The organism is Streptomyces sp. NPDC005438, assembly GCF_040606315.1.
Lineage (GTDB): Bacteria > Actinomycetota > Actinomycetes > Streptomycetales > Streptomycetaceae > Streptomyces.
In genome coordinates this window covers 200,535-223,350 of record NZ_JBEXEP010000005.1, presented here as the reverse complement: position 1 = coordinate 223,350, position 22,816 = coordinate 200,535, and the positions used below count along the sequence as shown (strand labels likewise).

Here is a 22,816-nt window from a genome sequence, read left to right as displayed (position 1 = left end):
TAGCCCAGCGGCCCGGCCACCGGAGTAGAGCCAGCTCTACCCCCGAAGTAGCGCCCGGGCCCGTGTGCCGACCTGCCCCGACGGCTGGAATCGACCCATGTCCACCACCACCGACGTACCGTCCTCCGAGGCGGTACGACTCGACTCCCTGAGCAAGGAGTACGGCAGCGGCCCCCGCTCCGTCACCGCCCTGGACCGGGTCTCCCTCACCTTCCCCCGAGGCACCTTCACCGCCGTCATGGGACCGTCCGGCTCCGGCAAGTCCACCCTCCTGCGGTGCGCGGCCGGCCTGGAACGCCCCACCGACGGCCGGGTCACCGTCGCCGGCGTCGACCTCGGCCCGCTCGACGAGCGCCGGCGTACCGCGCTGCGCCGCGACCAGATCGGCTTCGTCTTCCAGTCCCTCAACCTGGTCGCCTCCCTCACCGCCGCCGGCAACGTCGAACTGCCCTCCCGGTTCGCCGGACGCCGGGTCAGCCGGGACCGGGTCGAGGCCGCACTCGCCTCGGTGGGGCTGGCCGACCGGGCCCACCACCGCCCCGGCGAACTGTCCGGCGGACAACAGCAACGCGTCGCCCTGGCCCGGGCCCTGGTGACCCGGCCGGAGACCCTGTTCGCCGACGAACCCACCGGAGCCCTGGACACCACCGCCTCCCGCCAGGTCCTCCGGCTGATGCGCCGACTGGTCGACGACCACGGGCAGACCGTACTGATGGTCACCCACGACCCGGCCGCCGCCGCCTTCACCGACCTGGTGGTCTTCCTCAAGGACGGCCGGGTCGCCGGCCGCCTCCCGCTGGAGACCGCCTCCCCCGGCGAACCCGGTCAGGCCGCCACCGTCGCGGCCCACATGGCCCGGCTGGAGGACTGATGCTGGTCCTGGCGAACATCCGGGAACGCTGGACCGGGTTCCTGGCCTCCTTCGTGGCCGTCCTGGTGGGCGTCGCCCTGATCACCACCACCCTGGTACTGCACGACTCGGCCCGACCGAAGACGCAGCCCCGGTTGACGTCCACCACCGCCCTGGCCCTCGCCCCGAAGGCCCCGGACCAGGACGGCACCTCCCGGGACCGGGTGCCCTGGAGCCCGGGCGAGGCCCGGTCCCTGGTCGAGCGGCTGGCCGCCCTGCCCGGCGTGACCTCGGCGGTCGCCGACCGCGCCTTCTACGCCCAGGCGTTCCGGCACGGTGAACCGGTGGCGGACGAGGGGGCCCTGGAAGCGGGGCACGGCTGGTCCAGCGTCCGGCTCGGACCGGAACACCTGGTCACCGGGCGGGCGCCGACCTCGGCCGGCGAGGTCGTGGTGGACCGCGCCCTGGGCGTACCGGTGGGCGGCCGGCTCACCGTCAACCTCAGCGCCGGGCGTACCCCGTTCCGGGTGGTCGGCACCCTGGACGGGCCCGGCTACTGGTTCACCGACGCCTTCGCCGCACGGCAGCAACCCGGCGTACGGGCCATCGCGCTGCGCACCGACGACGGCACCCTCACCCCCGGGGCGGAGCGGCGGGCGCGGCACCTGCTCGGCGACCGGGGCGAGCTAACCACCGGGGACCAACGGGCCGCGCTCCAGCCGGAGTTCGTGGACCACAAACGGTTCCTGGGCACCCAACTGCTCGGCGCCATGGCCCTGCTCAGCCTGTTCACCACCCTGTTCGCGGTCGCCTCCATGCTGGCGCTGTCCACCACCCTGCGCCGGCGGGAGATCGGGCTGCTGCGCACCGTCGGCGCGGCCCCCCACCAGATCCGCCGCATGATCCTGGGCGAGGCCGCGGTGGTGGGCCTGCTGGGCTCCCTCGCCGGCTGCCTGGCGGGGGTGGCCGCCGCCCCGGCACTGCGGAACCTGCTGCGCGGCCTGGACGTCACCCCACCCGACCTCACCCTGCGGGTGTCCGCCTGGCCGCTGCTGACGGCGGCCGGTGTCGGCGTGGGGATCAGTGTGCTGGGCGCCTGGTCGGCCAGCCGCCGGGCGGCCCGGATCGCACCCGTCGAGGCGCTGTCCCAGGAGGGCGCGGCGGGCCGGCCTCTCGGTCGGGGCCGTGCGGTGGGCGGGTTGGCCACGCTGGGTGTGGGCGGGCTGCTGGCGGTGGTGACCGCCACGGCCAGCGCCGACGACCGGGTCAACTCCGCGATCCTCGCCACCATGGCGCTGATCGTGGCGGCCACCCTGCTCGCCCCGGTGGTGGTGGCCCCCGCCGCCCGGATGCTCACCGCGCCGTTCCACCGGCTGGGCTCGGCCAGTCCCCTGCTGGTACGGGCCGAACTGCGGGCCCACCCCGGGCGGGCGGCGGCCCTCGCGGCCCCGGTGATCGCGGCGGTGGGGTTCGCCGTACTGCTGACCGGCATGGTGGAGACGATGCGGGTGGCCTACCCGGCCGGGGACGCGCACCGGCTACGGGGCCAGGTGATCGTGGCCCCCGACGGCACCCCCGGTCACAGCGCGGAGGTGGTCGGCGCCCATCCGGTGGGCAAGGCGGTGGTGCCCACCCGGGCCTTCGTACCGGACCGGGAGGGGCGGCGTACCGTCGTCGACGCCCTGGGGTCCCGCGACCCGCGCTGGGACCGGCCCGGCCAGGCGGTGTTGGGCCGGCGGATGGCCGAGCACCTCGGGGTACGGGCCGGGGACCACCGGCCGGTGCGGTTCGCCGACGGAACCACGGTGCGGCTGCGGATCGCCCGGGTGCTCCCGGACGACCCGGCGCGGGGCGACTTCGTGGTCTCCCGCCGACTGGTGCGGGACCACGACCCGGCCGCGCTCACCGACGACCTGTTCGTACCGGCCGCCTCCCGCCCGACCTCGGCCTATCCCGGTACGACGATGCGCGAGGCGGTGCGGTACGCCCTGGAGGACTACGCCACCGACGCCCGGCTCACGGACAGCCTCGCGGTGATGCTCGTCGTCATCGCCGTCGGCTACAGCGGTATCGCCCTGACCAACGGTATGGCGATGGCCGCCCACCAACGGCGCCGCGAGCTGGCGGTACTGCGAACCGCCGGCGGCACCAGGGGCCAACTGCTGCTGTTCTCCCTCGCGGAGACCTCGCTGGTGGTCACCGTCGGCGCGGCACTGGGCGCCCTGGTCCCCCTGGGCCCCCTCACCGGCATGGCCTCGGGCCTGTCCCAGGTGACCTCCACCCCCGTCCGGCTCCGACTGGACCCGACGGTGCTGGCCGGGGTGACCCTCAGCACCCTGCTGCTGGCGGCCACCGCCAACCTGCTCGTCACCCGGTGGGCCCTCCGAGGGGAAGCCACCGGCACCGAGGACCGGGGAACGTGAGCCACACCCGCCCGGCCCGGACCCCGCTCAGCCCGGGGCCCGGGCCGCACCACCCCGGCGTACCCGCTCCAGCACGCGGGAGTGCAGCTCCGCCAGCCCGCCGGCGGGGACGGCGACCGGACACCCGGTGAGGGTGTACGACTCCTCGGCCCCGGTGTACCGCACGTCCACCGTCGCCCCGCCCTCCCCGTCCGCGACAAGGGCGCGGGTGACCACCGTCAACTCCCCGGTCACCACACCGACCTCGTCGGTCATCACCCCGCCCGAACCGGCCCGCACCCGGTCCTCGTACCGCTCGCCGGTCATCGGCAGGTGTCCAACATCCCGCCCAGCCTGTCCTTCTCCCCGGCGGTGACCGTCAACCGGTACGTCGACTTCACCGCCGTCCAGGCCCGGGCGTAGGAGCACCAGTACTCTTTGGCAGGAGGCTGCCACTCCTCTGGCCCCTGGTCCCCCTTGGTCCGGTTGGTGGTGGCGGTCACCGCCAACAACTGGGGGCGGCGCAGGTCGTTGGCGAACTCCTCACGCCGCTCCTGGGTCCAGCGGGCGGCCCCGGAGCGCCAGGCGGCGGCCAACGGCACCATGTGGTCGATGTCCAACTCCGAGGCGTCGGTGACCTTCTCGCCGTCGTAGACGCTGGTCCAGCGGCCGGAGACCGCCCGGCACTGCTGGTCGCGGCGGACATCCTCGCCGGCGCGCTGGAGGACCTTCTCCCTGGTGTCGCAGTTCTCCCCGTGCGAGGACCAGTGTGGGAACTTCTCCCGCGAGTAGCCGTCCATCGACCCGTGCGCGGCCACCTTCAACCCCGCCAACCGGTCCCGGGCCTCCTTCTCGGTCGGCATCCCCGGCAGCCCGTCGTCGCCCGAACCCCCCTTGCCCTCCGGTTCGTCGGACGACCCGGAGGACGGCCGGCCCTCGTCGGCCGCCGTCCCCTCACCGTCCAGGGGCCCACACCCGGCCACCACCAGCACCGCCAGTGACGCCGCCCCGTACCTCCACCACCGACCAGCCCGCATCCACCCCGCCCCTTCCGGTTCCGACCAGCACGTTCCGTCTCCGGGACCCTACCCATCCCCAACCCCCCACCATCCCGCGCCAGTTGGGCCGGCCCGCGACACGGGGGCGGCCCCCGCACCACCCCAGCGGGCCCCGCGGTTCCGGTCATACGGTCCGCGCCGGAGGGGCGCTTATCAGCCATCCGCCCACCCCTCACCAGAGGCCACGGCCACCCCACCAGGCGCCCGAACGGTCACGGACCGCAAGGGGCGGGCACCCTCCAGCCGACGGCCCGTAAGCACCTCCGACTCCCACCCCGGAGGGAGGACCGCAGGTGGGGCGGGTGCGAGACGGCAAGACCCTCGGTATCGGACGTGACCGCGCTGTCGCGTATTTCCGAACCTTCCCTCCCCATAACGCTGTTGTTATGGCATGCTCATGCCGCCCCTCACAGTGAAGGAAGCTCACATGCGAAGAAGAGTTTTCGCCAGCGCCCTCGCACTCGGCGCCGCCGGCACCCTCCTGTCCACCGGCACCTCCCAGGCGAAGCCGCGCCCCCGCCAGGGCGTCGCTCCGATCCCCCCGAGCCCCGCCAACTCCAACGGTGTCCAGGTCGCCACCGAGGTCGTCCGTGGCCACCGCAGCAAGTTCCCGGTGCTGCGCACCAAGGAGGTGCACGCCAAGGGCGAGCACGTCCTGTCGGTGGAGTACCAGGTCCAGGAGACCGGCTACTGGTGCGGCCCCGCCGCCACCCGCTGCGCCCTCTCCGCCCGGGTCGCCGCCCCCAGCCAGGCCACCCTGGCCGCCGAACTCGGCACCCACACCGGCGGCACCGACCACATCAGCCAGGTCACGACCGTGCTGAACTCCCGCATCGACGCCGGTGAGTACTACACCCGCGAGATGCCCAACGACCCGCCCACCCAGGCCCAGAAGGACCTGCTGTGGTCCGACGTCACCGCCGACATCGACAACAACTACGCGATCGTCGCCAACATCGTCGCGCCCCCCGGTAACCAGCCCCCCGGTTACCCCTCCGACCAGACCGTGTACCACTACTTCGCGGTCATCGGCTACGACACCGACTACAACACGGTGCTGATCGCCGACTCCGCCTCCTTCAACGGCTACCAGATCTACTGGCTGGACTTCTCTCAGCTGGCCAGCCTGATCCCGCCGAAGGGCTACTCGGCCTGAGCCACGGCCTCGCGCCGAGCCACGGCCTCGCGCCGACCCCCCACCCCCACGCCCCGGCCGCTGTACGGCGTCCCCTCATCCCCCGGGGCGTGAAAGCGCCCGCCCTCGAAGTACCCGGTCACCGGGGAAGGCCGAGGGCGGGCGCTCCACATCCCGCACCGTCCCCCGGCCACGAGCACCACCGGCCCAGGCCCTCGGCGGACCACTCGTACGGCCACGACCGGCGGGCCCACGCCCCTCGTCGACGCCCGCCCACGGTGTGGCTCCCCCTCCGTACGCCTCCGCCCGCATCGCCCGCCTCAGTGGTGGAAGCTCGGCTGGGCCTCGACATGTCCGGTGGCCCGCCCCCGCGACAGCCCCTCCGCCGCCGCCCGGATGTCCTCCACCAGCAGGGCGACCCGGTCGTACCCCATACCGTGCCGCACCAGCCCCCGCTGGACGACCGTCTCCTGGCGGGACGGAGGCAGCGGGTACGCGGGAAGCTGCCAGCCCCCTCGACGTAGCTCGTCCGAGAGGTCGTACAACGTGAATCCGGCGCGCTCGGGATCGCTCAACCGCCAGACGGCCGCCGGCAGCGCGCCCTCACCGTCGTACAGAACGGTGAAGGGCCCCATCTCCGCGACCTTCTCCGCCAACATGGCGGCGCTCTTCGCGCAGGACTGGTGCACCCGGCGGTATCCGGCACGCCCCAGGCGGAGAAAGTTGTAGTACTGCGCGACGATCTCCCCCGCCGGACGGGAGAAATTGAGCGCGAAGGTCGGCAGTTGCCCACCGAGGTAGTCCACGTTGAACACGAGGTCCTTGGGCAGCAGTTCCGGCGTACTCCACACCACCCACCCGACCCCCAGCGGCGCCAGTCCGTACTTGTGCCCCGAGGAGTTGATCGACGCCACCCGGGGCAGCCGGAAATCCCAGACCACGTCGGGCTGGAGGAAAGGGGCGACGAATCCCCCACTGGCCGCGTCCACGTGCACGGGAACGTCCAGACCCGTCTCCTCATGAATACGGTCGAGTTCCGCCGCGATACTCTCCACCGGCTCGTAGACACAGGTGAACGTCACACCGAGAATGGCGACCACTCCCATGGTGTTCTCGTCCACGTAGTCCCGCAGTTGGTGCGCCTGGATTCCCACCCCCTCGGCCTCCAGGGGAACCTGCCGCAGCTCGACGTCGAAATACCTCGCGAACTTCTCCCAGCACACCTGTACCGGCCCGCACACCAGATTGGGCCGCCCCACGGGCTTCCCCTGGGCCTCACGCCTCTGCCGCCACCGCCACTTGAGGGCCAGCCCAGCCAACATGCACGCCTCGCTGGAACCGGTGGTGGAACATCCGACGGTCGTCGCGTGGTCCGGCGAGTTCCACAGATCGGCCAGGATGTGCACGCAGCGCTTTTCGATCTCCGCCGTCTGCGGATACTCGTCCTTGTCGATCATGTTCTTTTCCAGGCAGAGGTTCATGAGTTCATGCACCTCCGGTTCGACCCAGGTCGTACAGAAGGTCGCCAGGTTCTGCGAGGCGTTTCCGTCAAGCGTCAGCTCGCCGGCGACAACCTCCAGCACGGACCGGGGATTCGACACCTCCTCGGGCATACGGCGCTTGGGAAGTTCGGCCTGGCTGATCGGCAGGGCGTAGACGTCGTCCTCCGACGAGGCGGGGTCGTGCGTCTGGTGCAGGGACATGGGCCACCGTCTTCTCGCGGACGAACATGACCTCCCCTCCCTATCCGAATTCCCACCCGCCACCACCGGTCCCCTCCACCTGTGTCGCCCCCTCGCACCCGAATGTGCCAAGCCAACGCCAACGTCGGCGCTGGTTCGTCGGCGCCGGCGCCGGTTCGTCGGGTGGGTGGGGTGGCTGGGTTTGGGGGGCTGGGTCTGCGGAGCTGGGAACGGTGGGCTGGGCCTGGGCCCCGTCCCGGGCGTCCGCTCCCACTCCGCGAGTCACCCGTACCGGGCGAGTGGCTGCCCATCACCTCCGTGCCGATGACCAGGTCGGGCTCTTCTCCGCGTGGGGCGGGGCAGGTCGAGGTCGATGGCGGCGGGCAGGGTCCATCCCCGCGTGCACGGGGAGCAGATGAACGGCGGATCCGTGCGACGCCGCCCGGAGGGTCCATCCCCGCGGGCGCGGGGAGCAGGGCATGAAGGTCAAGGAGAAGAGTGAGGGTCAGGGTCCATCCCCGCGGGCGCGGGGAGCAGGCGAGCGTTCCGGCCGTGTGGCCCTTGCCGGCGGGTCCATCCCCGCGGGCGCGGGGAGCAGTCGGATGCAGAGGTAGGCCGCACGGGGCCGGTGGGTCCATCCCCGCGGGCGCGGGGAGCAGCCGGCGAAGGTGAGCGCGCGGGCGACCGCTTGGGGTCCATCCCCGCGGGCGCGGGGAGCAGGTGATCCGCAGACCCTTAGCCAAAGCAGTCTGGGGTCCATCCCCGCGGGCGCGGGGAGCAGCCAACACCACCCGAGGCGTTGCACCCCGGGCAGGGTCCATCCCCGCGGGCGCGGGGAGCAGAGTAGGGCCACCCCTACGCGGACGCGTGTCGGGGGTCCATCCCCGCGGGCGCGGGGAGCAGTCGGCGTCGGTCTTCCCGTGCACGGTCTCGAGGGGTCCATCCCCGCGGGCGCGGGGAGCAGTTTGTTCACCCACCCGACGATTTCCCGAAGGTGGGTCCATCCCCGCGGGCGCGGGGAGCAGGTTCCGCTTCGGGATGCGACCGTATGGCAGTCGGGTCCATCCCCGCGGGCGCGGGGAGCAGAGCTCGTACTCGCTGGGAAGCATCCGGCGGCAGGGTCCATCCCCGCGGGCGCGGGGAGCAGGAAGCTGCAGCCCTTGGCGTGCTCCTGGACCTGGGTCCATCCCCGCGGGCGCGGGGAGCAGTGCCGCTGGTCCTCGATCGAGGCGACGCGGTTGGGTCCATCCCCGCGGGCGCGGGGAGCAGTTGGGACGGGCCTCCACCGGCGGCCACGGAGGGGGTCCATCCCCGCGGGCGCGGGGAGCAGATCGAGGTCGACGACCTGAAGGTGGGCGACAGGGGTCCATCCCCGCGGGCGCGGGGAGCAGACCGGATTAACTCCGAGATCCTTGACCGACTCGGGTCCATCCCCGCGGGCGCGGGGAGCAGTGGGTGCACTTGGCATCTCTCTGACGGGCTTCGGGTCCATCCCCGCGGGCGCGGGGAGCAGGGGGGTGTGTCTTTAGCTGCGTCCGGTGGCCCGGGTCCATCCCCGCGGGCGCGGGGAGCAGTTCCGGTAAGCCCAAGGGGCTGGACACCTGGCGGGTCCATCCCCGCGGGCGCGGGGAGCAGTGAGTCGGCCGCAACCCGGCGTTCTTCTTCCAGGGTCCATCCCCGCGGGCGCGGGGAGCAGCCACCATTCGTGGCGGGCTCCCACGCCCATGCGGGTCCATCCCCGCGGGCGCGGGGAGCAGCGTATCGGGCCCATCCAGTCCCCGGGCGCCGTGGGTCCATCCCCGCGGGCGCGGGGAGCAGCGGTACAGCCCACCCGAGCGCGGCCGCCGCCAGGGTCCATCCCCGCGGGCGCGGGGAGCAGGAGGATGAGTTTGGGGCGCCGTGCCGCGAGCGGGGTCCATCCCCGCGGGCGCGGGGAGCAGGTCCGGTGATGCGCTGAGAGTCCGTCACGTGTGGGTCCATCCCCGCGGGCGCGGGGAGCAGGAGGATGAGTTTGGGGCGCCGTGCCGCGAGCGGGGTCCATCCCCGCGGGCGCGGGGAGCAGCGTGTCCGGGACGGACTCGGCCTGCTGGACCTGGGTCCATCCCCGCGGGCGCGGGGAGCAGTGGAGCGCGGTGAGACCGCCGCGCAGGGGCCGGGGTCCATCCCCGCGGGCGCGGGGAGCAGTACCGGGGGCGGGACCCCATCAACTTCGAGGCGGGTCCATCCCCGCGGGCGCGGGGAGCAGTCTCGCTGACCTGGGGTTTCAGGGAGAGGGGAGACCGTTCTGAGCAACTATTCGAGAAACGGACATTTCTCACCTCCGTCGAAGCGAAGCACTGACGCGCCTCGCTGCCGGCCAGCCTACGTATATGGCGGACCCACTCGTACGAGTGACCCGAGGACATGCGAGGAGTCCAACGGGCGCGAGGGAGTCAGAATCAGCCAGGCAGGGTGCCGCTGACCTCAACTCACCGACGAGTAACGGCAGTTACCCGCCAAAGTCACCCTTGAAGATGACACTTCGTCGCATCACGGGTTCTAATCCCTGCCATGAGTGACAGGGGGCCGGACCCAGCGCGGCTGGGGGAGGGGTTGTCGCAGCCCGCCCGGATGGTGTGGGCGAAGTCCGACCAGCGGGAAGGCGGCCGGAGCGGCGCGTGGTTGCCGTTGTGGCGGCACATGGCGGACAGCGGTGCGGTGGCCGGTCGGCTGTGGGACCACTGGTTGCCGTGGCAGGTACGGAGGCTGGTGGCTGAGGCACTGCCTGGCGGGGAGTCGGATGCGCGCCTGTTGGTGGTGTGGCTGGCGACGGTGCATGACATCGGGAAGGCGACGCCCGCCTTCGCCTGCCAGGTCGAGGACCTCGCCGGAGTGATGCAGGACCACGGGTTGGTGATGTCCACCCGCCGGCTGCTCACCGAACGGAGCGTGGCACCGCACGGGCTGGCCGGGCAGCTCCTCCTGGAGGAGTGGTTGGAGCGGGGAGAGAAACTCCCGAAGGGTGCGCGGGGGCAGTTCACCGTGCCGGTCGGGGGGCATCACGGTGTACCGCCGAGCGGCGAACAGGTCAGGGTCTTGCGTCGCCGGCCTGAGTTGTTGCGTACGAGAGGAGCCAGCGGCGAGTTGTGGCGGAGCGTCCAGACGGAGTTGCTGGACGCGGCCGGCAAAGCCTGTGGGGTGACGGAGCGGCTGCCGGAGTGGAGCGGTGTGCGACTCCCCCAACCGGCACAGGTGTTGGTTTCGGCGACGATGATCGTGGCCGACTGGATCGCGAGTAACCCCGACCTGTTCCCGTACTACCCCGATGCCCAGGGCCAGACTTCCGCCGAGCGGGTCGAGGCGGCCTGGTGCGGCCTCGAACTTCCCGCGCCCTGGCGGGCGGTGGATCCACCCCGGGAGGTGGACATCCACTACCGGGAGCGGTTCACCCTTCCGGCTGGTGCCCGGGTGCGCCCGGTGCAGGCCGCTGCGGTGGAACTGGCGCGCGAGCTGTCCGAACCGGGACTTCTGATCGTCGAGGCGCCCATGGGGGAGGGGAAGACCGAGGCGGCGCTGGCCGTTGCCGAGGTGTTCGCCGCGCGGTCCGGCGCGGGCGGTTGCTTCTTCGCGCTCCCCACACGGGCGACCGGGGACGCGATGTTCCCCCGGTTGAAGAACTGGCTCGGCCGGCTACCGGACGAGGACAACGAGCGCGGCGTGCACTCGGTCCACCTGGCACACGCCAAGTCGGCGCTTAACCCGCACTACACCGCGCTGATGGGCACTGCCTCCCGGTTGATGGCCGTAGAGGCGGACGATCGGAAGAGGAAGGGCTCGCAGCGCAGGAACGGGGAGGTTACTCACACCGCCGAGCTGGTGGCGCACCAGTGGTTGCGGGGCCGTAAGAAGGGGATGCTCTCCTCCTTCGCGGCGGGCACGATCGACCAGCTTCTTTTCGGGGCGTTGAAGACCCGCCACCTGGCTCTGCGGCACCTCGCGCTGGCGGGCAAGGTGGTGGTGATCGACGAGGCACACGCGTACGACGCGTACATGAACACCTACCTGGACGGGGCGCTGGCCTGGCTGGGCGCCTACCGGGTGCCGGTGGTGGTGCTCTCGGCGACCCTGCCTGCCGCGCGGCGGAGGGAGTTGGTCCGCGCTTACGCGGGGGCGGGGGCTTACCCGGAGACGACCGGGACCGACCCTGACGCGTACCCGCTGCTCACGGCGGTGGCACCCGGTGGCACGGCGGTCGAGCGGGCCCCGGCGGCTTCCGGGCGGGCAACCGAGGTGCACGTCGAAACGCTGGCGGACGAACCGGAGGCGCTGGCGGACCGGCTGGCCACCGAACTCGCCGACGGTGGTTGTGCGTTGGTGTTCCGCAACACCGTGGACCGGGTACGGCAGACCGCGACCGTCCTGCGCGAACGCTTCGGGGCGGACGCGGTGACCGTGGCACATGCCCGCTTCGTCGATCTCGACCGCGCGGCCAAGGACACCGACCTGCGGGTGCGGTTCGGCCCCTCGGAGAGCTGCGCGGAGCGGCGGCCACGGCAGGCGCACATCGTGGTGGCCAGTCAGGTCGCCGAACAGTCGCTGGACGTGGACTTCGACCTGTTGGTGACCGACCTCGCCCCGGTGGACCTGGTGCTCCAGCGAATGGGCCGCCTCCACCGTCACCAGCGGGAACGTCCAACACGGCTGCGGACCGCGCGGTGTCTGGTGACCGGTACCGAGCCGGTCGACGGTGGTGGCGCGTGGACCACCGACGACGGGCCGCCTCCGGTGCCGGTGCGCGGTTCGAAGGCGGTGTACGGAGCGTGGCCGCTGTTGCGGTCGGCAGCGGTACTCCGACCACACCTGGCCGAGGGCGGACCATCGGTCCGGCTCCCCGCCGACATCAGTCCACTGGTTCAGGACGCGTACGGCACGTCTCCCCAGGGGCCGGCGAGTTGGCAGGACGCCATGGCGACGGCGGAGAAGGCCGACGAGGCGGAGCGGAACGGGCAGAGGTCCAAGGCCGGGAAGTACCGGCTCGCCGAACCGGGGCCTCACGGACGGTCGTTGCTGGGGTGGACCGAGGCCGGAGTCGGCGACGCGGACGACACCACAGCCGGGCGGCAGCAGGTGCGGGACGGGGTGGACAACGTAGAGGTGCTCGTCGTCCAACGCACCGGCGAAGGTGTCCTGCGGACCCTCCCCCACCTGCCGCCGGACGAAGGCGGCCGGGCCCGTGGCGGACTGGAGTTGTCCACGGAGGTTCCCCCGAGTCCTCACCGTGCCCGAGCGGTGGCGGCCAGCGCGCTGAGGCTGCCGCACCAGTTCCAGTACGGGACGGCGGACCAGGCCGTGCGGGAACTGGAGGAGTTCTACGTCGACGCGTGGCAGGGACGTGACTGTCACTGGTTGGCCGGGGAGTTGATTCTCGTACTCGACGAGGACTGTCAGTGCTCTCTGGCAGGGTTCGATCTGCACTATTCGCCCGACGACGGCCTTGAGGTGACCCGTGCCCCCTGACGTCCTGGAAGCGGCCCCTGATCCGGTGTCCTCCTTCGACCTCACCACGCAGCCCTGGCTCCCGGTGCTGCTGCACGACGGTGTGGAGAAGGAGTTGTCCCTGACCGAGGTGTTCGAGCGTGCGGAGGAGATCCGGCGGTTGCCGGGCGATCTGCCCACCCAGGAGTTCGCGCTGACAAGGCTGCTCTTGGCGGTGCTGTACGACGCGCTGGACGGGGGCCCGGGCACCAGGGAGGAGTGGGAGCGGCTGTGGCGGGACGGCGGTTTTCCCACCGAGCGGGTCGCCGCCTATCTGGCCGAGCACCGCGAGGGCTTCGACCTGCTGCACCCTCGTCGCCCCTTCTTCCAGGTGGCCGACCTGCGGACGGGTAAGGACGAGGTCTTCTCCCTGGATCGCATCGTCGCGGACGTCCCCAACAACGACCGCTTCCTCACCATGAGGGCCCGAGGCGCCCGGCGGTTGTCCTTCGCGGAGGCCGCGCGTTGGGTGGTGCACGCGCACGCCTGGGACATCTCGGGCATCAAGTCCGGTGCGGTGGGCGACCCAAGGGTCAAGGCGGGCAAGGTCTACCCACAGGGTGTCGGTTCGGTCGGGATGCTCGGCGGCGTACTCGTTGAGGGACGCGACCTGCGCGAGACGCTGCTGCTGAACCTCATCCCCCGCGAGGACCGCGCCCTGCTGCGGCACGAGGACGCGGACATGCCCGTCTGGCGGCGCCCGGAGCCGCCTGGGGCCGGGCCACTGCCGGAAGCGGAGGCAGCGGCCCGGCCGCACGGGCCGCGTGACCTGTACACCTGGCAGGCCCGACGGGTGCGGCTGCACCACGACGGCCGGGAGGCGTACGGCGTGGTGCTGGCGTACGGAGATCCGCTCCCCTACCGCGACATGCACGGGCGCGAGCCGATGAGCGGCTGGCGGCGCAGCGAGCAGCAGGAGAAGAAGCTGCGCAGGAGCCCGGTCTACCTCCCGCGCACCCACGATCCAGCCCGTACCGCCTGGCGGGGTCTGGCCGCTTTGATCACCGGCTCCCCGCCCGAGGCCGCGCAGGGGGGCCGGGGCAACGGGTCCCCTGGCATCACTCCCCGTGTGCTGGAGTGGCTGGGCCGCATGGCCGAGGAGAGCGAGGCCTTCCCCTATGACTACCTGGTGCGGGCGCGGCTGCTGGGCTGTGAGTACGGCACCCGGCAGTCGGTGGTGGCCGACGTGGTGGACGACAGCCTGAGCATGTCGGTGGTGCTGCTCTCCCCACACGACCCCACCCTGCGAAACCAGGCGGTGCGTGCCGTCCAACTCGCCGAGACCGCGGTGTGGCTGCTGGGCAACCTCGCCGCCGGGCTCGCCCGGGCGGCGGGCGCCGATGAGCCGACGCCACGGGCGGAGGCCCGTGATCGAGGCTTCGGCGCCTTGGACGCCCCGTTCCGCCAGTGGTTGGCCGGGCTGACGCCCGAGGTGGCCCCGGAAGAGTGGTTGGAGGAGTGGCGGCGTACCACCTACGACCAGGTGCTGGCCCTCGGCGGGGATCTGGTTCAGTCCTCCAGCGAGGCCGCTTGGGAGGGGCGTGTGGTGCCGACCGCGAAGGGCGGTACGTACTGGCTCAACTCCGCGAGTGTGGAGCGTGGTTTCCGCTCCGAGTTGCGCCGCCGTGTCCTGGCGCCGGAGGACGACGACTCAGCCGGCCGGCCCGAGGACCACCCACCATCGAACCCGACCGAGGAGCCCACCTCATGACCACCAGCAGTCCGGCGCCCACCTCCTCCCGGCGGGACGCGTACGAGCCGGGGCTCGTGGAGCGCACGGTGCACGAGTTCCTGTCCTCCCTCCAGCGGGGCTATCTGGCGGACGAGGCTTCGGCCGTCTCCCGTCTGGCACAGCTGAGGAGGGGAGCGGGCAAGGCACCGGAGGAGGTGCCGGAGTTGTTCGGCCTGACCGGCACCGAACGGCTCTACACCGAGGGCGGCCGGGGCAGGAGCAGCAAGCACGCTCCGGTGGCTGTTCATCTCGCGGTGACCCTGTACGCCTTGCACCAGCAGTCCCAGCGTTCCCATCGGATGCACGTCCCCGGTCGACGACTGGGTGGCGCTGTCCGCGCGTTGATGCCACCCGGGGAGATCGACGAGGCGCTGCGCCGGCGCTTCGTGCGGGTAGCCGGGGCCGACTCGGCGAACGTCCTGGCCTACCGGCTGCGCGACGTGGTGCTGCTGCTGCGCCGGGCGGGTGAGCCCCTGGACTACGCGCGGCTCGCCGACCAGCTTGAGCGGGCCCTCGACTCTGGCAAGCGCCTCCAGGTCCGCCAGGAGTGGGGGCGGGAGTTCCACTCCTGGCGTCCGCCCAAGGACACCGAAGCCGCCGAGGGCACCGGTGCCACCAACGCCTCCGACGACGGCGGTACGCCCGCCACCGACCAGCCCACCGAGTGAGGAACCCCCGTGAGCCGTACGATCGTTGACATCCACGTCCTGCAGACCGTTCCGCCGAGCAACCTCAACCGGGACGACACGGGAACGCCCAAGACCGCCGTGTACGGCGGGGTGCGCCGTTCCCGGGTCTCCAGCCAGGCCTGGAAGCGCGCCACCCGTACCGCGTTCCAGCAGTTGCTGGACCCCACCGAGCTGGGGGTGCGTACGAAGAAGGTCGCCCAGCTCATCGGTGACACGATCCGGGAGCTCCAGCCGGAGATCGCTACCGAGGAGTCCTGGGAGCTGGCCCGGGCGGTGGTGGAGGCGGGGACCGGTTCCAAGCTGGCCGTTCCCGAGCGCAAGAAGCCCAAGAAGGGCAAGGACACCGACGCCGCGGAGGAGGAGGCGAAGCCTCTGCCACCGGAGTCCTCCTACCTGATGTTCCTCAGCGCTCAACAGCGGCGCGGACTGGCGGAGTTGGCGGTCGAGGGCCGTGACGACATCGCCGCTTTCCTGAAGGTCAAGGAGAACAAGGAACGGGTCCGGGAGATCGCCGACACCCGCCACTCGGTCGACATCGCGCTGTTCGGCCGGATGGTCGCCGACGGGGCCGACATCAACGTGGATGCCTCCGCGCAGGTCGCACACGCCATCAGTGTGCACGCGGTGGAGAACGAGTCCGACTACTACACGGCGGTGGACGACGAGAACACCGAGGAGGAGACGGGTGCCGGAATGATCGGCACCGTGGAGTTCAACTCCGCGACGCTGTACCGGTACGCCGCGTTGGACGTGGACCGGCTGGCCGACAACCTCGGCCAGGGGCTGGACGAGGAGGCTGACTCGACGGCTCCGGTCCGCCGTGCGGTGGAGGCGTTCGTCCGTGGGTTCGTCTCCTCGCTGCCCACCGGAAAGATCAACACCTTCGCGCACCACACCCCGCCGGACGCGATCGTCGTCAAGCTGCGTGAGAGCCGGCCGGTCAACTTCGTGGGGGCCTTCGAGGAACCGACCATGGCCGAGTCCGGTAGCGGGCACGTCCGCCAGGCCAGCGAACGACTGGCGGAACAGATCGCTGACGTCGAGGAGAAGTTCGGCGAGACGGCCCTGGCCACCTGGGTGGTGCAGGCGGGGCGCAACACCGCCAAGCTCGCCGCGGTCGGCGAGTCGGTCACCCTGGACGCGTTGGTGGAGGGCGTCGGTACTGCGGTCGCGGAGCGGCGGGGCGGCACGCGGTGAGTGTGCTCCTCCTCCAGCTGGCCGGGCCGCTCCAGTCCTGGGGCGCGGCTTCCCGCTTCCCCCGCCGCTCCACGGAGTCCGCACCGACCAAGAGCGGGGTGATCGGCCTGCTGGCCGCAGCCCTGGGTCGCCCCCGTACGGCTGACCTGACCGACCTCGCCGCCCTGCGGTTCGGCGTGCGGCTGGACCAACCAGGGGAGCGCGTACGGGACTTCCACACCGCCCACCACCAGGTCAGCGGCAAGTCCATGCCCGTCACCGAGCGGTTCTACCTCGCCGACGCGGTGTTCCTGGCCGCCGTCGAAGGTGAGCGAGCCCTGGTTGAGGAACTGCACGCGGCCGTACGCGCACCGCACTTCCTGCCGTTTCTCGGCCGGCGCGCCTGCCCGCCCTCCCAACCACTCGACCTGGGGGTGCGCCACGACATCGAGCTGGAGCAGGCGCTGCGGGAGCATCCGTGGCTCGCCTCCTCCTGGTACCAGCGGCGCAGGGGCCGTACCGCCCCCACCCAGCTGCCGGTGCTCGTGGACTCCGGGCCGGACGACCCTCCCGGCGACATCGTCGCCGACCAGCCCCTCAGCTTCGCCCCGAGCCACCGCCGGTACGCCCACCGGTCGGTCCGTCGCGACACCGTGCCCCGGCCAGGTGCACAGGCCGCACCAGCACATGAGCCGCTGACGTTGTTGGAGGACGACTGATGTACCTCACCCGCTTCCGGGTCAACATCGCGCGCTCCGGGGCCCGTTACCTCCTTTCCTCACCCCAGCGGCTCCACGCGGGAGTGCTCGCCAGCTTTCCCGGCCTGCCCTCCGACCCCGCCGTTCGGCCCCGGATCCTCTGGCGGCTGGACCACGGGGCCCGCGCCGACGTCCGGCTGTACGTCGTCAGCCCGGACCGCCCCGACCTCACACACCTGGTGGAGCAGGCGGGTTGGCCCACGCTGGCCGAACCGGACGCTCCCGGTTGGGAGAGCAGGCACTACCAACCCTTCCTGAGTCGCCTGGCCAAGGGGGATCACTGGTCGTTCCGGCTCACCGCCAACCCGGTGCACTCGATCCGCCGCAAGGACGGAGAACCCACCAAACGCACCGCGCACGTCTCCCCCCGCCACCAGCTCGGTTGGTTGCTGAAACAGCGGGAACGTCACGGCTTCGACCTGCTGCCGGGGGTGGCACCGGACGACCAGGATCCGCTGCAACGCTATGCCGTGGTCGTCCACGACCGCCGTGACCTCGCCTTCCGCAAGCGTCCCGAGGACCCGGCGCCCGCCACGGAGGAGAAGAGCAAGGACCGACCGAACAAGCCGGTCACCCTGACCACCACCGTGTTCAGCGGACGCCTGGAGGTCACCGACCCGGACGCCCTGCGGAACGCCCTCACCCAGGGCATCGGCCGGGGCAAGGCGTACGGCTGCGGACTCCTCACCCTGGCACCCGAGGGGCAGGCCGGATGACCACAGTCGGCAGACGGGGTGCCCCTTCCCCACGCGAACTGACCCGGGTCAGCGACCGGTTGTCCTTCGTCTACCTGGAGCGCGCGGTCATCCACTGCGCCGACAACGCGATCACCGCGGCCGACGGCGACGGTGTACGGCATCTGCCTTCCGCGACCATCGGCACACTGCTGCTGGGCCCGGGTACGAAGATCTCCCAGCAGGCGATCCGCCTCCTGGGAGAGAGCGGCGTGGGCGTGGTCTGGGTCGGTGAGCACGGCGTGCGCTACTACGCGGGTGGCCGGGCGCTCTCCCGTTCCGCGGCTCTCGCCGAGGCCCAGGCCAGGCTGTGGGCGAATCCCCGGAGCCGGCTGGACGTCGCCCGGTCGATGTACCTGCGGCGGTTCCCCGACGAGGATCCGGCCGGGTGCAGCCGCCGGAAGCTGCTCGGCATGGAGGGCGACCGGGTCAAGACGTGCTACCGGCGAGAAGCGGCCCGTACGGGTATTCGCTGGCGCGGACGCCAGTACGTACCAGGTGACTTCGCGTCCGGCGACGCCCCCAACCAGGCCGTCACCGCAGCCGGGCAGTGCATGTACGGCATCGCGCAGAGCGTGGTGGCGGCGCTCGGCTGCGTCCCCGGCCTGGGCTTCGTCCACTCCGGGCACGAGCTGTCCTTCGCTCTGGACATCGCCGACCTGTACAAGACGGAGATCGGCATCCCCGTCGCCTTCGAGGTGGCGGCGGAGAGCGAGGAGGACGTAGGCGCTCGGGTACGCCGCGCCCTACGCGACCGGGTACACGCCACGGGGTTGCTGGAACGCTGCGTGGACGACGTGAAGGCCCTGCTCGCGCCCGGGTTGGCCGCAGGCGCGGCCGAGGAGGTCGACGATCCCTTGCGGGACCGGGTGGCTCTCCAGTCCGACCGTGGCGAGCAGCTGGAGTCCGGTCACAACCTCGGCGAGGGGTTGATCTGGTGACCGTCATCGTCCTCACCAACTGCCCAGCGGGACTGAGGGGGTACCTCACACGCTGGCTGCTGGAGATCTCCCCCGGGGTCTTCGTCGGAAGCCCTTCCGCCCGCATCCGGGACTCGCTGTGGGCGGAGGTCCGCGAGTACGCCCGCGAGGGCCGTGCCCTGCTGACGTACAGCACCGACAACGAGCAGGGTTACACCTTCGAGACGCACGACCACCACTGGTACCCGGTGGACCACGAGGGTGTCACCCTCATCCACCGCCCCACCGAACAACCCACCGGCCCCACCGCCCGCCCACCCCGACAGGGCTGGAGCACCACCGCCAAACGCCGCCGCTACGCCCGCTGAACGGCCCAACGCATCCAGCGTGATCACATTGGCACGGGCCACTCCTGTCCTGCCGACCAGGCCCGTGCCAAGTACACGGAGCTACCCAGCGTCATGCGGCTCGCCACTCTACGGCGCACACTCGTCGGCACTCCTCCGGTCCCGACAAGGGCGCCGGCGTATCAACCACCGTGCGCACCGCTCGGGCCGCTCCTCCGCCACCGCCCTGGCGCCTCGACAGCGTCAGGAACAGGAAGCCGCACTCGGGACCGCCTGCGCACCGGGTGGTGGGGGTAATGCGTCCAGATGTCCAGGGCCCGCCCCAACCAGCTTGCGAACGCCTTGAGTTCGGTGACGCGGCGCCCTGTCTGTGCGGTCTGGCCGCAGCACGCGGACGCAACTTAGCCTTCGCCTCCATGCGGGCTCCCCGACTCCCACACGTAGGGCAAGTCCGCGCGCGCTCACCCCGCTCGCCCGACTGACTTCACGCGAGCGCAGCGTGCTCGAAGTGCTGGCTCAGGGGGTTCACCAACGCGGCCATCACGGAGAAGCACCACATCTCTTTGAGCTCGGTGGAGAAGAACCTCAACACCATCTTCGACAAGCTCAAGCTCTCCCACACCAACGGCTACAGCAGACGGGTGCTGGCGGTGCTCCGCCACCTGGAGTCGAACGGTTGGTCGAAAACGGTCAACGAGCCGATGATGATCGGGAGTTGGTATTGCGCTGGGTTGTAGGAGGAGTGTGGACCATCGTCTTGATCTCGGCCTCGGTGCCCGACTGGCGGTGCGGCATCCACTCGATGATGGCGCTGTCGCCCGGACCGCGTAGGAGCCCGTCTCTCGTGGGCATCACCCCCTGACCCCCGGTGGCGGTGATCGCCCCCCCGATTCAGCCTGCATGGGTGGGTTCCAACAAATGACAATCGCCCAGCCGCGCGACGCGGCTGGGCGAAACCGGAGGGTAGGGTGCCCAGCTCGGGCGCCCCGCGCTCTGGCCCCGTACGCGCCCCTCGGACCTGAGGGCACCAGCGGGGCGGTGCCGACTCCTGCCCCCGACCCCCGTTCAACGAGAAGGGCCCAGGTCAGACGTTGTCTGACCTGGGCCCTTCCTCATGAGCCGCCTAAGGGAATCGAACTCTTGGCCTACGCATTACGAGACCGAGAAGGCTTGTGCCAACCGCTGCCAGACTGTGCTGCGAAGTAGCGTTTGAGCTGGTCAGAGCATGTGAAGCCGATTGCCCCGCACCACCTCGTGTTGCACTGTCCAAAGGCGTCTGTCCACCGGCCGTCCACCGGCAAAGCTGACTCCGGCCACTGGGCGGCCCGCCACAAGCGTCTCGGTTACGAGTGGTGCTACCTTCCCCTGTTCGCCGCACTGGCTGTTGCAAGCCTACAAGGCAACACTGAGGGCGTGGCCCCCTACGCATCCCGCAGGGAACAGCAACTGCAGTGACAGCAGCAACGTCGTGCTCTTGTTTCATGCCCGCTGGCGGCGTTCCCCCGGTCCGACGGCGGTGCCTCGAGCGCCGGTTCCTGCGGTGTGTCTTCGACCCCCACCAAACGCTGGAGGTCGGCGGTCACTACCCGGTAGGCGTTGCCGAGTTTCAGCACCTTGCACGGATACTCGCCCCGCTTCGCCAGACCGTAGCCGGTAGACTTCCCTATTGAGAGGACTCTGTTCGCTGTCTGTAGATCCACCGTGGGTGGCAAGGCCACCAGGTCCTCACGGGTGAGGGCCACATCACCGATCGCCCCGAGTCGCTCTGTCACCGCACCCTCCCCATGACACGGATCGACACCGCAGCCTCTTACGCCCCTTGGCCGATCACCAGCGTCATCTATAGGCACTCGGAAAGAACCTCCCAGAACAAGAGATTCACCCGTACGAGTGGTCGAGACCGATGGTGATCGTCTGCCGCGAAGCAGACCCAGCGACGCCGGGGCCCCAAGGCTCGGAGGTTCCCGGCTGGACGCGCAGGCCACCGGGGGTGCTTGGCCGGAACGCGCAGTTGAATCCGGGTGGGCCCTGATCGCTGCGGGGGAGGAAGCACGGAACCCTGCCGCACGCGCGCCCTCCGAGTCCGGGCCCAGAAGTGATGTCGACAGACCTCGAACTGCGCGTGGACGCCGTCACCCGGACCTGATCCACCCCGTACGCCAGGAACAGCCGATGGCCGAATCTACCGACACCGGCCAGCATCTGAGCCAGAACGGCCCAATCGAAGTCTGTGTCCCGTCGGCGGCAAGTCCGATCAGCCGATCCCGCGAGTACCCGGCGCTGTCGGCGGTCACTGGGACCAAGAGTCGTACGGGTGGCCCGCCCTTCTCTCGCAGGATGGGCGAGCAGCACGACGATGCACCCACAAGTCATCTCACTGCCCCGGACCCTATGAGGGCCCTCGTGACATGATCTCCGTACGAATCAACGTGGTTGCGAATCTCCCGGGGAATGTCCTTGCAGTTTCCGCCCGGCGACGTAGTCGCCTCACTCGGCATGTACTTGAAGTTCAGGAGCCTGGCCGACCTCCTCAGAACGCGACACCCTGACCTCGCGTCGACGGTCTCGGTCCCGGATATCCCACCTCATTACGTCAAGATCGACCTGGGCGACGCTCAAGGCGCTCTCCTCGCCATCACGAAGATCGGAGGGATCCACGTCTGGGCCGTGACAGCCCCGGGCATCAGCAGTCGGCCGATCATCCTGCCCCTCAACGGGATGTCTGACGAAAACCTGGTGGATACCCTGCACGCCGCCGCATCTGCGCACGTCCAGATACGCTCTGTCGCGTCCCCCTGGAGGTGGGGAGAATCGGAGGTCACGCCGATCGTCCAGCTGGCCGACCAGTTGACCGCCAACGGCGCGGTGGTGCACAACGTTGTGGGCAAGAATCACTATTTCCTCTACCACCACGCCGATGGATGGTGGGATCCGAGAGTAGGGATCGCCAGGACCGTGACACGGTCCTACCTCGACGCCACCTACGGCGACTTCGCCTACCGCGCCTCCCACCACAAGACCCTCGGCTGGCAGGCTGACATCTACGATCCGCGTGAACGGCAGTGGGCTCGGCTCGCAGATCCTCTGGGCGCCGGCGATCCTCAGGGTATCGGCAAGCTTCCCGATATCGCCGACCTCGTCGACGTATCGCCCGAGGCGATCGCCTACTTGGCGTGTGAGCTCACCACGGAGTCGCGGTGGGAGTGCCACGACCCGTGGAGTCCGTTGGACGCTGCTCCGTTCCGCGCTGCTCCTGATGGCGTGCGCACCCCTGACCTGCTGGAAGAACTCCTGCCAACCAGCCATTCCGCGGTCGAGCGGGGCGCCCCGCAGGAACTTCCTCCAGACCTCCTCGTACGCCGGGTTGAGAGCCAGCTCCGGGCATTCGGCCTCGCTGACGTCGAATGGGGCGATGCCAGTTCTCCGCTTGTCTCACAGTCGCGCCACATCGCCTGGCACAACTCCGCCCGAAGCATGTCTACTTCGGAGGTGCAACGGCTGAACGGCGTCGCCGCGGCCGAGGAGAAGCAGCTCCTCGTCCTGACTCGTAGTGGACTGACGCGGCCAGCGGGCCAGTTCGCGGACAAGGCCAAGGCGCTCGCATTCCAGTGGGATGCAAAGACCGGCTTGTTGTTCAACGGCAACGCGCGTGGCACTGACCTACTCTTCCCGTGCCTGGAGGACTTCGAGATGTCGATCGGTCAGCGATCGCGGGACATGGCTCGCGACTGATTGCGATCCGTGCCCAGCCGCTCAGCGTCCCTCACACGAGCGGACGCCGGGATCAGGGGCCGGACCCGCTTCGGGCGGCGTGGACCG

General features: G+C 70.8%; 15 protein-coding genes, 2 pseudogenes and 1 CRISPR repeat array. Of the genes and pseudogenes, 13 read left to right on the top strand and 4 right to left on the bottom strand.

The window, feature by feature from the left end:
• Positions 1-97: 97 nt before the first annotated feature.
• Both ABZT14_RS13220 and ABZT14_RS13215 read left to right on the top strand, forming a co-directional pair.
• Positions 98-871 carry an ABC transporter ATP-binding protein gene (locus ABZT14_RS13220; protein WP_356300677.1) on the top strand — a complete coding sequence of 258 codons (774 nt, stop codon included), beginning with the start codon at positions 98-100 and terminating at the stop codon, positions 869-871.
• Positions 871-3,273: an ABC transporter permease gene (locus ABZT14_RS13215; protein ID WP_356300674.1), complete on the top strand. Its 2,403-nt coding sequence runs from the start codon at positions 871-873 to the stop codon at positions 3,271-3,273. Before ABZT14_RS13220 ends, ABZT14_RS13215 begins: the two co-directional genes overlap by 1 nt.
• 27 nt (positions 3,274-3,300) lie before the next feature.
• On the opposite strand, the gene ABZT14_RS13210 is transcribed toward ABZT14_RS13215, so the two are convergent.
• Positions 3,301-3,579 carry a hypothetical protein gene (locus tag ABZT14_RS13210; RefSeq protein ID WP_356300671.1) on the bottom strand — a complete coding sequence of 93 codons (279 nt, stop codon included), beginning with the start codon at positions 3,577-3,579 and terminating at the stop codon, positions 3,301-3,303.
• Positions 3,576-4,289 carry an HNH endonuclease family protein gene (locus ABZT14_RS13205; RefSeq protein ID WP_356300668.1) on the bottom strand — a complete coding sequence of 238 codons (714 nt, stop codon included), beginning with the start codon at positions 4,287-4,289 and terminating at the stop codon, positions 3,576-3,578. The genes ABZT14_RS13210 and ABZT14_RS13205 overlap by 4 nt, the downstream gene beginning before the upstream one ends.
• Before the next feature lie 448 nt (positions 4,290-4,737).
• Here ABZT14_RS13205 and ABZT14_RS13200 point away from each other — a divergent pair, with 448 nt between their 5' ends.
• Positions 4,738-5,466, top strand: coding sequence for a C39 family peptidase (locus tag ABZT14_RS13200; protein ID WP_356300665.1), 729 nt, complete (start codon positions 4,738-4,740; stop codon positions 5,464-5,466).
• Between the two features lie 299 nt (positions 5,467-5,765).
• On the opposite strand, the gene ABZT14_RS13195 is transcribed toward ABZT14_RS13200, so the two are convergent.
• A complete protein-coding gene (locus tag ABZT14_RS13195; RefSeq protein ID WP_356300662.1) occupies positions 5,766-7,148 on the bottom strand; it encodes a glutamate decarboxylase in 1,383 nt (460 codons plus the stop codon).
• A 365-nt stretch (positions 7,149-7,513) separates the two neighbouring features.
• Positions 7,514-9,372: a CRISPR direct-repeat array (repeat unit 29 nt; unit sequence GGGTCCATCCCCGCGGGCGCGGGGAGCAG).
• 365 nt (positions 9,373-9,737) lie between these two features.
• Here ABZT14_RS13195 and cas3 point away from each other — a divergent pair.
• From cas3 to ABZT14_RS13150, 9 genes and pseudogenes are all read left to right on the top strand, one after another.
• The gene (gene cas3, locus ABZT14_RS13190; protein ID WP_356301245.1) at positions 9,738-12,623 is read left to right on the top strand and encodes a CRISPR-associated helicase Cas3'; all 2,886 of its coding nucleotides are present in this window, start codon (positions 9,738-9,740) and stop codon (positions 12,621-12,623) included.
• Positions 12,613-14,352 carry a type I-E CRISPR-associated protein Cse1/CasA gene (gene casA, locus ABZT14_RS13185; RefSeq protein ID WP_356300659.1) on the top strand — a complete coding sequence of 580 codons (1,740 nt, stop codon included), beginning with the start codon at positions 12,613-12,615 and terminating at the stop codon, positions 14,350-14,352. Before cas3 ends, casA begins: the two co-directional genes overlap by 11 nt.
• Positions 14,349-15,041: a type I-E CRISPR-associated protein Cse2/CasB gene (gene casB / locus ABZT14_RS13180; protein WP_356300656.1), complete on the top strand. Its 693-nt coding sequence runs from the start codon at positions 14,349-14,351 to the stop codon at positions 15,039-15,041. Before casA ends, casB begins: the two co-directional genes overlap by 4 nt.
• Positions 15,042-15,050: 9 nt before the next feature.
• Positions 15,051-16,259: a type I-E CRISPR-associated protein Cas7/Cse4/CasC gene (gene cas7e / locus ABZT14_RS13175; protein WP_356300653.1), complete on the top strand. Its 1,209-nt coding sequence runs from the start codon at positions 15,051-15,053 to the stop codon at positions 16,257-16,259.
• Positions 16,256-16,957: a type I-E CRISPR-associated protein Cas5/CasD gene (cas5e, locus tag ABZT14_RS13170; RefSeq protein ID WP_356300650.1), complete on the top strand. Its 702-nt coding sequence runs from the start codon at positions 16,256-16,258 to the stop codon at positions 16,955-16,957. Before cas7e ends, cas5e begins: the two co-directional genes overlap by 4 nt.
• Positions 16,957-17,712, top strand: coding sequence for a type I-E CRISPR-associated protein Cas6/Cse3/CasE (cas6e, locus tag ABZT14_RS13165; RefSeq protein WP_356300647.1), 756 nt, complete (start codon positions 16,957-16,959; stop codon positions 17,710-17,712). The genes cas5e and cas6e overlap by 1 nt, the downstream gene beginning before the upstream one ends.
• Positions 17,709-18,671 (top strand): type I-E CRISPR-associated endonuclease Cas1e, encoded by a 963-nt coding sequence (gene cas1e, locus ABZT14_RS13160; protein ID WP_356300644.1) that lies wholly within the window; start codon positions 17,709-17,711, stop codon positions 18,669-18,671. Before cas6e ends, cas1e begins: the two co-directional genes overlap by 4 nt.
• A complete protein-coding gene (cas2e, locus tag ABZT14_RS13155; protein ID WP_356300641.1) occupies positions 18,668-19,018 on the top strand; it encodes a type I-E CRISPR-associated endoribonuclease Cas2e in 351 nt (116 codons plus the stop codon). The genes cas1e and cas2e overlap by 4 nt, the downstream gene beginning before the upstream one ends.
• Positions 19,019-19,463: 445 nt before the next feature.
• Positions 19,464-19,734: pseudogene (locus ABZT14_RS13150) on the top strand (LuxR C-terminal-related transcriptional regulator); the annotation flags it as partial.
• Between the two features lie 813 nt (positions 19,735-20,547).
• On the opposite strand, the pseudogene ABZT14_RS13145 reads toward ABZT14_RS13150, so the two are convergent.
• Positions 20,548-20,769: pseudogene (locus ABZT14_RS13145) on the bottom strand (hypothetical protein); the annotation flags it as partial.
• A 685-nt stretch (positions 20,770-21,454) separates the two neighbouring features.
• Between ABZT14_RS13145 and ABZT14_RS13140 the strand changes: the two are divergent.
• Positions 21,455-22,729, top strand: a complete 1,275-nt coding sequence (locus ABZT14_RS13140; protein WP_356300638.1) for a hypothetical protein — start codon at positions 21,455-21,457, stop codon at positions 22,727-22,729.
• Positions 22,730-22,816 lie beyond the last annotated feature (87 nt).